At 66.9% G+C, this 9,319-nt stretch carries 9 protein-coding genes; 2 read left to right on the forward strand and 7 right to left on the reverse strand.

Annotated elements, in window-relative coordinates; all coding sequences use genetic code 11:
- Nucleotides 1-202 (forward strand): hypothetical protein (locus DIE15_RS37395; protein WP_221624191.1); only part of this gene is annotated, 202 nt, incomplete at its 5' end.
- Nucleotides 203-459: 257 nt separating this feature from the next.
- Here the strand turns inward: DIE15_RS37395 and DIE15_RS36120 are convergent.
- From DIE15_RS36120 to phnS, 7 genes are read right to left on the reverse strand one after another with little or no spacing between them, the layout of a single operon-like run.
- Entirely contained in the window at nucleotides 460-1,011 is a 552-nt protein-coding gene (locus DIE15_RS36120) for a phosphonate degradation HD-domain oxygenase (protein ID WP_124835832.1), read from the reverse strand.
- 4 nt (nucleotides 1,012-1,015) lie between these two features.
- Nucleotides 1,016-2,470 carry a phosphonoacetaldehyde dehydrogenase gene (gene phnY, locus DIE15_RS36125; protein WP_124835833.1) on the reverse strand — a complete coding sequence of 485 codons (1,455 nt, stop codon included), beginning with the start codon at nucleotides 2,468-2,470 and terminating at the stop codon, nucleotides 1,016-1,018.
- A complete protein-coding gene (gene phnA / locus DIE15_RS36130; protein WP_124835834.1) occupies nucleotides 2,467-3,777 on the reverse strand; it encodes a phosphonoacetate hydrolase in 1,311 nt (436 codons plus the stop codon). The genes phnY and phnA overlap by 4 nt, the downstream gene beginning before the upstream one ends.
- Nucleotides 3,774-4,634 (reverse strand): 2-aminoethylphosphonate ABC transport system, membrane component PhnV, encoded by an 861-nt coding sequence (gene phnV, locus DIE15_RS36135; RefSeq protein ID WP_057930247.1) that lies wholly within the window; start codon nucleotides 4,632-4,634, stop codon nucleotides 3,774-3,776. The genes phnA and phnV overlap by 4 nt, the downstream gene beginning before the upstream one ends.
- Nucleotides 4,624-5,544 (reverse strand): 2-aminoethylphosphonate ABC transporter permease subunit, encoded by a 921-nt coding sequence (locus DIE15_RS36140; RefSeq protein ID WP_057930246.1) that lies wholly within the window; start codon nucleotides 5,542-5,544, stop codon nucleotides 4,624-4,626. Before DIE15_RS36140 ends, phnV begins: the two co-directional genes overlap by 11 nt.
- The gene (gene phnT / locus DIE15_RS36145; RefSeq protein WP_057930245.1) at nucleotides 5,522-6,625 is read right to left on the reverse strand and encodes a 2-aminoethylphosphonate ABC transport system ATP-binding subunit PhnT; all 1,104 of its coding nucleotides are present in this window, start codon (nucleotides 6,623-6,625) and stop codon (nucleotides 5,522-5,524) included. The genes DIE15_RS36140 and phnT overlap by 23 nt, the downstream gene beginning before the upstream one ends.
- Before the next feature lie 34 nt (nucleotides 6,626-6,659).
- A complete protein-coding gene (gene phnS, locus DIE15_RS36150; RefSeq protein ID WP_057930244.1) occupies nucleotides 6,660-7,751 on the reverse strand; it encodes a 2-aminoethylphosphonate ABC transporter substrate-binding protein in 1,092 nt (363 codons plus the stop codon).
- Nucleotides 7,752-8,005: 254 nt separating this feature from the next.
- On the opposite strand from phnS, the gene DIE15_RS36160 reads away from it, so the two are divergent.
- Nucleotides 8,006-9,115 (forward strand): 2-aminoethylphosphonate--pyruvate transaminase, encoded by a 1,110-nt coding sequence (locus tag DIE15_RS36160; RefSeq protein WP_124835837.1) that lies wholly within the window; start codon nucleotides 8,006-8,008, stop codon nucleotides 9,113-9,115.
- Nucleotides 9,116-9,319 lie beyond the last annotated feature (204 nt).

Below are 9,319 nucleotides of genomic sequence, written 5' to 3' on the forward strand. Positions count from 1 at the left end.
TGACAGGTATATGAATCACTTCATAAACCTGACTTACTTTAGTGTGAGACTCTTGATACTTTCGCTATCTGATCCGAAGATCAGCTCGCGGCCATCAAGCGCCCACACTTATCGGCTGTTAATTTTTAAAGAGCGTTTCTGCGAGGAACTTCGTGTTTCTCAGCAGCGCTGCGTTTTCAGCAGCAGAGAAGCGAAATTATGAACCGTGTTTCTCAGCTCGTCAACAACTTTTTTAACTGCTTCGTTGCGACGGCTGAGGTTCAACTCCGTGTGCGCCGGGGCTCTACAACCCGCCCTCAACCGCACCGCTTTCCTTCTTCCCCCGCGCCGCGTTTCCGTTAGCGCGAAAGAGGCGTGATTCTATGCAGTCACCGCCAATCGCGCAAGAGGTTTCTCGAAAAAAATTTAAGGCCCCGCACGCTGCCGCGTGCGGGGCCTTAAATAGAGGCAGCCGAATCGTCAGGCCACGCGCACCTGGCGCGCGACTATCTCCATATAGTGATCGAGGCTCGGCGTCGCCTTGCCTTCTTCCTTGGCCGTATCGTCCCAGCGACGCAGGCGCAGCGCGTCTGCCGCGAACGGGCGCTGCAGGAACGCCACCGTCTCCTCTTCACTGAAGACGCCGCCCTGCAGCGCAAGGCTGCGCACCGAGTCCGGCGACAGGCTCTCGAAGTAGCCGGCGTCCGTCCGGCACAGACAACGCTTCGCGTCGACGTGCAGCCGGATCGGCTCCAGCACCGCGTCGTCGAACAACGACCGCAGGAACGGCAGCACGCAATACTGATGCAGATCGTCGATCCCGCGCGCGCTCGGCGTCTCGCCCTGTCGATTCAGCAGATGCCCGAGATCGTGCAGGAACGCCGCCGCGACCAGCGCCTCGTCCGCGCCCGCCTCCTCCGCCAGCAAGCCGCTCTGCAACGCGTGCTCCAGTTGCGTAACCGGCTCGCCGCTATAGGCGACATGGCCATGCTCGCGATACAGCCCGTGAATCTCTTCTACCGTCAGTGCCATCCGCTTACTCCCAAGGCAGCGAAAACGTCTTCAGGTTCGTAAAGCTCTTCATCGCTTCCTGAACGCCTTCCTTATAGCCAAGCCCCGAATCCTTGATCCCGCCGAACGGCGACAGCTCGATCCGGTATCCGGGCACCTCCCAGACATTCACCGTTCCGACTTTCAACTCGTTCACGAACCGCACGACCGCGGCCGTACTGTCCGTACAGACACCCGACGACAAGCCGAATGCCGTGCCGTTGCTGATCCGGATCGCATCGTCGATGGTGTCGAACGTCATGACGGGCGAGACGGGGCCGAAGGTCTCCTCACGCACGATCGTCATCGCCGGATCGACGTTGTCGAGCACGGTCGGCGCATACAGCGCGCCACGCCGCACGTTGCCGGTCAGCAACCGCGCCCCCTGCGCGACCGCCTCGCCGACCCGTGCCTCGAACAGCCGCGCCGCCGCATCGTCAATCACCGTGCCCATTTGGTTCGCCGGATCGAACGGATCGCCGTACTTCCATGCACGCGTCTTCTCGACGAGCAATTCGGTGAACGCCGGTGCGATCGAGCGATGTACCAGGATCCGCTTGACGGCCGTGCAGCGCTGCCCCGAATTCCGGTACGAGCCGAGCACGGCCAGCGATGCCGCACGCTCCAGATCGGCATCGTCGAGGACGATCAGCGGATCGTTGCCGCCCAGTTCCAGTACGATGCGCCGGTAACCGGCCCGAGCGGCGATCGCCTTACCGATCGACACGCCGCCCGTAAAGGTAATCAGCGACGCATGCGGATGCGTGACGAGTTCGTCCGCGATCTCGCGCGGATCGCCGGTCAGCACCTGCAGCATCGGCTCCGGCAATCCTGCTTCATACAGCAGGTCGGCCAGATAGAACGCCGACAGCGGCACCTTCTCCGATGGCTTCACGATCACGCGGTTGTTGGTCGCGATCGCCGGCGCGATCTTGTGCGCGACCTGGTTCATCGGGTGATTGAACGGCGTGATCGCGACGATGACGCCGTCGAGCGGCTGCCGCTGCGAGAACACGCGTCGCGCCTTGCCATGAGGTGTGAGGTCGCACGAGAAACTCTGCGCGTCATCGCGCAGCGCCTCGACCGACGCGAACTTCAGCACGTCGGCGACGCGGCCGATCTCGTAGCGCGAATCCTGTTTCGACAATCCCGATTCGAGCGTGATCAGGTCGGACGCTTCCTCGGTCCGCTCGCGCAGCAGCGCAGCCGCGCGCTCGAGGATCTGCGAACGCTCGTAACGCGTGAGCGCCGGCCGGTACGCCATCGCGTAATCGAACGCGGCGCGCACGTCGTCGACGCTCGCCAGCGGCGCCGTCCCGACACGCGTACCGGTGTACGGATCGGTGACGTCGAACACACGGTCGCGCGTCGCGCGCGTGCCGCACCAGCGCAGCGCTTCGGCGCGGAACGCGGGGTGATCCTGTCGAGGATGAGCCATCATGACGTGATCCGGTTCAGCACGAAATCGAAGACGTCGAAGTTGCGCGGACGACGCGCAGGGTCGTCCCGCTCGATCCGACGGTTGAACAGCAACGGCACTTCCTGCTCGGACACGCCGCCGTGCGAACGCAGCGGCACGGTCAACCCGGACAGGTCGTGTTCGCGCGCGCGCGTGCCGAGCGTCATGTCGCGCCGTGCGATCACGACGAGGTCGCCGATCCGGTCGGCCGGCAGCTCGAAGCGCGCGGCGGCCTCCGCGTTGTCGAGCACGAGTTCGACGCCGTCGAGGCCACCCACTCGCCACATCGCGTCGGTCCGGTCGACGCCCGGCGCCAGATACACGGTCGCGAACGAGCCGAGCGCGCCGTGGTGCACGACGTACGGATCGGTGATCGGCAGGATCACGCGCGCGGCCTGCGTGCCGAACCAGCCGTCGAACGCATCCTGCAGATAGATCACGTTCGGGCGGCCCGTCGCCGGGTCGTGCTTCGCGTTCATCCCGTGGTCGGCCGTGAGCCCGATCGCCCAGCCGAGCGCGTCGAGCTGCGCGAGATAGCGGTCCATCATCGCGTAGAACGCGTTCGCGCCGAGACTGCCCGGCTCGCACTTGTGCTGCACGTAGTCGGTGGTCGACAGGTACATGAGATCGACCTGGCGCGTCTGCGCGAGCCGCACGCCGGCCGCGAACACGAATTCGGACAGCGCCGCGCTGTACACGTCCGGTGACGGCAGGCCGACCCAGTCGAGCACGTCGGCGATCCCGTTCTCCGCGAGATTGGCCTGCGCGGCCTTCTCGGCGGAGAAACAGATGCCGTTCATCTGCCAGCCGAGCAGCCGGCGCAGCTTGTCCTTCGCCGTGACGACGGCCACCCGCGCGCCAGCGTCGGACGCCGCCGCGAGCAGCGTGCCGGCCCGCAGGTAGGCCGGATCGTTCATCATCACTTCGGCGCCGCGACCGCCATCGGCGGCCGGATCCCAGAAGTAGTTGCCGCAGATCCCGTGGACCGACGGCGGCACGCCGCAGACGATCGACAGGTTGTTCGGGTTGGTGAAGGTCGGCACGACGCAATCGGCACGCCACGCGGTACCTTCCGCGATCATCCGGCCGACGAACGGCGCGACGCCGGCCTCCACCGCACGCTCGAGATAGTCGCACTCGCAGCCGTCGATGCAGACGACGACGGTCGGCTCGACCGGCAGCCGGTAGCGCCGGCCGTTGACGTCGACGGACCGTCCCGCGAGATCCGTCGACACCTTGCCGGCGGCCGCCTGTTCGCCGGGCAGACGCAACGCGAATGCGGCGTTCATGGTGCGGCCCGCTTGCCACGCGGCACGCGCGCGGCGATCAGCAGCAGCGCCGCGAGCGACGCGCCGAGCATCAGCAGCGACAGCGCCGATGCGGGAAGGTAATAGCCGCGCTCCACCTGGCCGATCACGACGATCGGCACGGTCGCGAAACCGGGCGGATAGACGGTCAGAGTCGCGCCGAGCTCGCCGAGCGACAGCGCGAAGCCGAGCGCGAGGCTCGCGCGCAGCGCCGGCACGAGCTGCGGCAGCAGCACGCGACGCAGCACCATCGCGGGCGGCGCACCGAGGCTCGCGGCCGCTTCGCGCAGCACGGTCAGTTCCGGGCGCAGCGCGGCGGCCGCGCAGCGATAGCAGAACGGCAAGATCAGCGCGAGCTGCACGAGCACGACGATCGCCGCGGAGCTCGACAGGTCGAGCGGCTTCTGGTGATACGCGATCAGCACCGCGAGCCCGAGCACGACGCTCGGCACGCCGTTGGGCACCATCACGAGCGCGTCGACGACCGCACCGAGGCCGCGCCGGTCGCGTCCTTCGAGCGCAAGCGCGAGCCACAGCCCGAGGATCGTGCCGATTGCCGACACGCCGAAGCCGATTTCGAGGCTCGTCAGCAGCGCGTCGTATTCGGGCGACCCGAGCCGCGCGAACCAGCGCAAGCTGTAACCGGCCGGCAGGATCGTGCCCGACCATTGCGTCGACACGCTCGACAGCGCGACGACGATGACGGGCAACACGAACAGCCAGAAACAGGCGAACGCGGCCAGCGCGAGCGCCGCGCGCGACGCATGCTTGAGCACCGTGTCGCCCCAGCCGATCTGGTGGCGCGGCACGGCTTGCCCGATACGGAATTCAGCGGACATCGTTCCCTCCCGTCGCGCGCCGGTTCACCCGGCGATAAACCGCATACAGCGCCAGCGACAGCGCGAGCATCACGACCGCGCCGGCCGACGCGGTCGGCAGGTCGAGATCGACGGTCGCGCTGCTGTAGATCGCGACCGGCAGCGTCACGAGCCGCGCGCTGCCGAGCACGAGCAGGATCCCGAATTCGTTCAGTGTCAGCAGGAAACACAGCACGGTGCCGGCGGCGATGCCCGGCCACGCGATCGGCAGCACGACGCGGCGCGCGAGCATCCAGCCGGACGCGCCGAGACTGCGCGCGGCTTCGATCAGCCGCAGGTCGAGCGTCGCGAACGACGCGAGCGTCGGCCGCACGACGAACGGCGTATAGAACACGGTCTGCGCGAGAATCACGCCGCCGATGCCGAACAGGAAATCGAGCGGCGGATTCTCGAGATGGAACAGGTGCTGCAGCGCGATGCTGATCGAGCCTTGCGAGCCGTACAGGAAGATCAGCGTGAACGCGACGAGGAACGACGGGAACGCGACGTACAGTTCCAGGAAGCGCGTGACGAGCGATGCGCCCGGGAACGGCTTGAAGAACAGCAGCGCTGCCAGCAGCACGCCGAGCACCGATGCCGTGCCCGCGCTCGCGAACAGCACGCCGACGGTCGTCAGCAGCACGCTGCGCGTATCGGGATTGCCGAAGAACATCCGGTACGCGGCGAAGCTCAGTCCGTGATCGCCGGACACGCTCAGCAGCACGAGCCGCACCAGCGGATAGACGACGAGCGGGCCCAGCACGACGATCGCGAGCGCGGCGAGGTGCAGGTCGCCCATGCGCTTGCGGCGCCGCGCGGCAGCGGCATGCGCGGCGGCCGACGCGAGCACGTGCGGCGGCAGGCCAGCTTCAGGGCTCGATAAGGACGACATCGTCTGCCTCGCAATGCAGGGAAACGCGCGCACCGCGCTCGGGAGCCGCGCCGCGGCCGCGTTGCATCGTGACGCGCACGGGTTCGTCGGGCGCCGCGTCGATCACGACCGCGATCGACAGGTCCGCGCCCTGCCATTCGACGGACGACACGGTGCCGTGCAGCCCGCCCGCCGCGAGCGGTATCACGGTCAGGCGCTCGGGGCGCACGCATGCGACCTTGCCGCGCACATCGTGACGCGGATCGCCGAGCGGGAAGATCACGTGCGGCGGGAGCAGGTTGGCCGGGCCGAGATAGCGCGCGACGTAGCCGTCCTGCGGCGCGTCGTACAGCTGCTGCGGCGTGCCGAGCTGCGCGATGTGGCCATCGCGCATCAGCAGCGCGCGGTCGGACAGCACGAGCGCATCGTCGCGGTCGTGCGTCACGCAGACGACGGTCAGGTTCGGCAGGCGCTCGTGCAGCGCCTTCAGTTCGCTGCGCACCGATGCGCGCAGGTTGGCGTCGAGCGCCGACAGCGGCTCGTCGAGCAGCAGCACGTCCGGCTCGATCACGAGCGCGCGCGCCAGCGCGACGCGCTGCTGCATCCCGCCCGACAGCTGCGCGGGCAGGTGGTGGCCGGCATCGCCGAGCTGCACGAGCTTCAGCGCGTCGGCGACGCGGCGCGTCACTTCCGACGAGGCCATGCCGCGGGCGCGCAGCCCGAATGCGACGTTCTCGAACACCGACAGGTGTGGGAACAGCGCGTAATTCTGGAACAGCAGACCGAGATTGCGCTTGTGCGGCGGCGCATAGGTCAGGTCGCGTCCGGCCACGGTCAGCGTGCCGGTCAGGCCGTCGGCCTTCACGAACCCGGCGATGAAGCGCAGCAGCGTGGTCTTGCCGCAGCCGCTCTTGCCGAGCACGGTCAGAAATTCACCGGCGCCGATCGACAGCGACAGATCTTCCAGCACCGTACGTGCGCCGTAGCGCACGTTCAGGTGTTCGATCTGCACGCCGCCCGGCGCGCCGGACCGCAGCGTCGCACGCGGCTCGGCGGCGCCGAATGCGCCGGGATGGGTCAGGGCGGTTTCCACCGGGTTCATCCTCTTGCTCACTAATACAGGCGGCGTGCGCCGGTCACTTCGGCTTGACGACGTCGAGCGGCTTGCCCGAGCTGCCGATCACGTCCTTCTTCCAGCGCTCGATCCACACCGGCTTCTTCGCCATCACCTGGGTCCAGTCGACCGGGATCAGCCTCACGCCCGCGATTGCCTTCTTGACCGCTTCGCCGTTCTTGCCGGCCAGCGGCACGTCCGTGCGGCCCGGGATGCCGTACATGTCCGGCACCTTCGACTGCACTTCCGTCGACATCAGGTAGTCGATCAGCTTCTTGCCGGCGTCCTGGTTCGGGCCGCTCTTGATCAGGCCGATGCCGTACGGCAGCTGGAACGTGGTCGGCTGGTCGCCTTCCTTCGCGGCCAGGAAGATCGGCTTGACGGACAGCGCGCCGTGCTCGGCGTCGTCGAGGTCCATCTGCAGGTCGCCGTTCGCAACGCTGATCTCGTTACGCGACAGCAGCACGTTCAGGTAGCCCGTGCCCTTGGTGTGGAACTTCACGCTCTGCGACAGCTTCGCGAGATAGTCGAACGCCTTGTCCTCGCCCATCAGCGTGGTCGTCAGGATCAGCACGGCCATCCCGTCGCCGGCGGTCGCCGGGTTCGAGTACGCAACCTTGCCGGCATAGCCCGGCGACAGCAGGTCGGCGAACGTCTTCGGCTGGTTCTTCACGACGTCCGGGTTGATCGCGAACGAGAAGTAGTTGTTCACGAACGTCGCCCACGTACCGTCCTCCGCCTTCGCGATCGCCGGCACGTTCTTGTAGTTGACGCTCTGGTACGGCTGCAGCAGGCCCATCTGGCCGGCTTGCTGGATGAACGGCGGCAGAGTGACGATCACGTCCGCCTTCGGCGAATTCTTTTCGATGTTCGCGCGGTTGACGACTTCGCCGCTGCCCGCAGTCACGATGTTGACCTTGACGCCTTCCTTCTTCTCGAACGCCGGCAGCACGTCGCGATAGAGGTTCTCGAGACCATCCGCCGTGTACAGCACGACCGCGTTCGCCGCATGCGCGGGCATCGCGGCGCCTTGCAGCAGACCAGCGGCGCAGGCAGCCAGCGCGAGCTTGCGGAACGCGCCGGCAGCGGCGCGCGAGGAATTCTGCAGTGTCATCTCACTTCTCCGTAGACGGAACACCAAGCGGCCGGGGCACGATCCGGCTCGTTTCAGTCGGGCAGACCGACAACCGGCCGGCCTCGCTGCCGCGCTGCAGGTGGTTTCGCGCGGCAACCGAAGGATCACAGCGTTCGATGACAACCCCGTGACGAGTGCCACAATTTCCACAAAGTGACACATTTTGCCAATATCATGCAAGTCATTCAGAAATGCCGCCCCGGTGTTTCGTCCGAGCTTTGCTGGAGAAAACCATGTCCGACCCGATTCTGCTGACGCCCGGCCCGCTCACCACGTCCGCCACAACACGCCACGCCATGCAACATGACTGGGGGTCGTGGGACACGGCTTTCAACCAGTTGACGGCGAGCGTCTGCGCGGATCTCGTCGCGATCGCGCACGGCGGTGACCAGTACGTGTGCGTGCCGATGCAAGGCAGCGGCACGTTTTCGGTCGAGGCGGCGCTCGGCACGCTGGTGCCGCGCGACGGCGTCGTGCTGGTGCCGGACAACGGCGCGTATTGCGCGCGCATCCTGAAGATCCTCGGCCGGCTCGGCATCGAAGCGATCGCGTTACCGTTCGGCGAGGATGCGGCGGTCGATCCGGCGGCGGTCGACGCCGCGTTCGCGCGCGAGCCGCGCATCACGCATGTCGCGCTGGTGCACCTGGAAACGAGCGCCGGCATCCTGAATCCGCTCGACGCGATCGCGGCCGTGTGCCGGCGGCACGGCAAGCGGCTGATCGTCGACGCGATGAGTTCGTTCGGCGCGCTGCCGATCGCGCTGGCAGACAGCGGGATCGACGCGCTGGTCTCGGCGAGCGGCAAATGCCTGGAAGGCGTGCCGGGGATGGGGTTCGCGATCGTGCGGCGCGACGCGCTCGACGCATGCGAAGGCAATTCGCCGTCGCTCGCGCTCGACCTCCACGATCAGTACGCGTACCTGCGCAAGACGGGCCAGTGGCGCTTCACGCCGCCGACGCACGTGATCGCCGCGCTGCGCGCCGCTCTCGACCAGTACCTCGCCGAAGGCGGCCAGCCGGCGCGTGGCGCGCGCTACGCGGAGAACTGCCGGACGCTGGTCGAATCGATGCGCGCGCTCGGCTTCACGCCGTTCCTCGACGCCGGCGTGCAGGCGCCCGTGATCGTCACGTTCCATGCGCCCAAGCATCCGGCCTACGATTTCCGCCGCTTCTACGACGCGGTGCGCGACGCGGGTTTCATCCTGTATCCGGGCAAGCTGACGCAGCTCGAGACGTTTCGCGTCGGCTGCATTGGCGCGATCGATGCCGGCGACATCCGGCGCGCGGTCGCGGCGATCGCGCAGGCGGTCGAATCACTCGGGATTACCGTGCAGCGCGCGTGAGCGCTGTCGCACGAACCCGCCCGCAATCCGGCCGCAGAAACAAAAATCTATGGTCAGCCCGATTTTTGCAAGCGAGGCAGTGTTGACCTAAAGTGGACTTGCTCGAATCTATCCGGGGTCGCGGATAGGAAAGATCCCGCCCCATGATGGGAGCCGCGCCGGGCAAACCTCAAAAAGCCCACAGCATTGACGTGCTGTTTTTTG

Source organism: Burkholderia sp. Bp9031 (genome assembly GCF_003857965.1).
Classification (GTDB): Bacteria; Pseudomonadota; Gammaproteobacteria; order Burkholderiales; family Burkholderiaceae; genus Burkholderia; species Burkholderia ambifaria_A.

Bases quoted from the DNA above. Each gene is read 5' to 3' on its own strand.
- DIE15_RS36120 (WP_124835832.1), bottom strand. From the start codon at position 1,011: ATGGCACTGACGGTAGAAGAGATTCACGGGCTGTATCGCGAGCATGGC.
- phnY (WP_124835833.1), bottom strand. From the start codon at position 2,470: ATGATGGCTCATCCTCGACAGGATCACCCCGCGTTCCGCGCCGAAGCG.
- phnA (WP_124835834.1), bottom strand. From the start codon at position 3,777: ATGAACGCCGCATTCGCGTTGCGTCTGCCCGGCGAACAGGCGGCCGCC.
- phnV (WP_057930247.1), bottom strand. From the start codon at position 4,634: ATGTCCGCTGAATTCCGTATCGGGCAAGCCGTGCCGCGCCACCAGATC.
- DIE15_RS36140 (WP_057930246.1), bottom strand. From the start codon at position 5,544: ATGTCGTCCTTATCGAGCCCTGAAGCTGGCCTGCCGCCGCACGTGCTC.
- phnT (WP_057930245.1), bottom strand. From the start codon at position 6,625: ATGAACCCGGTGGAAACCGCCCTGACCCATCCCGGCGCATTCGGCGCC.
- phnS (WP_057930244.1), bottom strand. From the start codon at position 7,751: ATGACACTGCAGAATTCCTCGCGCGCCGCTGCCGGCGCGTTCCGCAAG.
- DIE15_RS36160 (WP_124835837.1), top strand. From the start codon at position 8,006: ATGTCCGACCCGATTCTGCTGACGCCCGGCCCGCTCACCACGTCCGCC.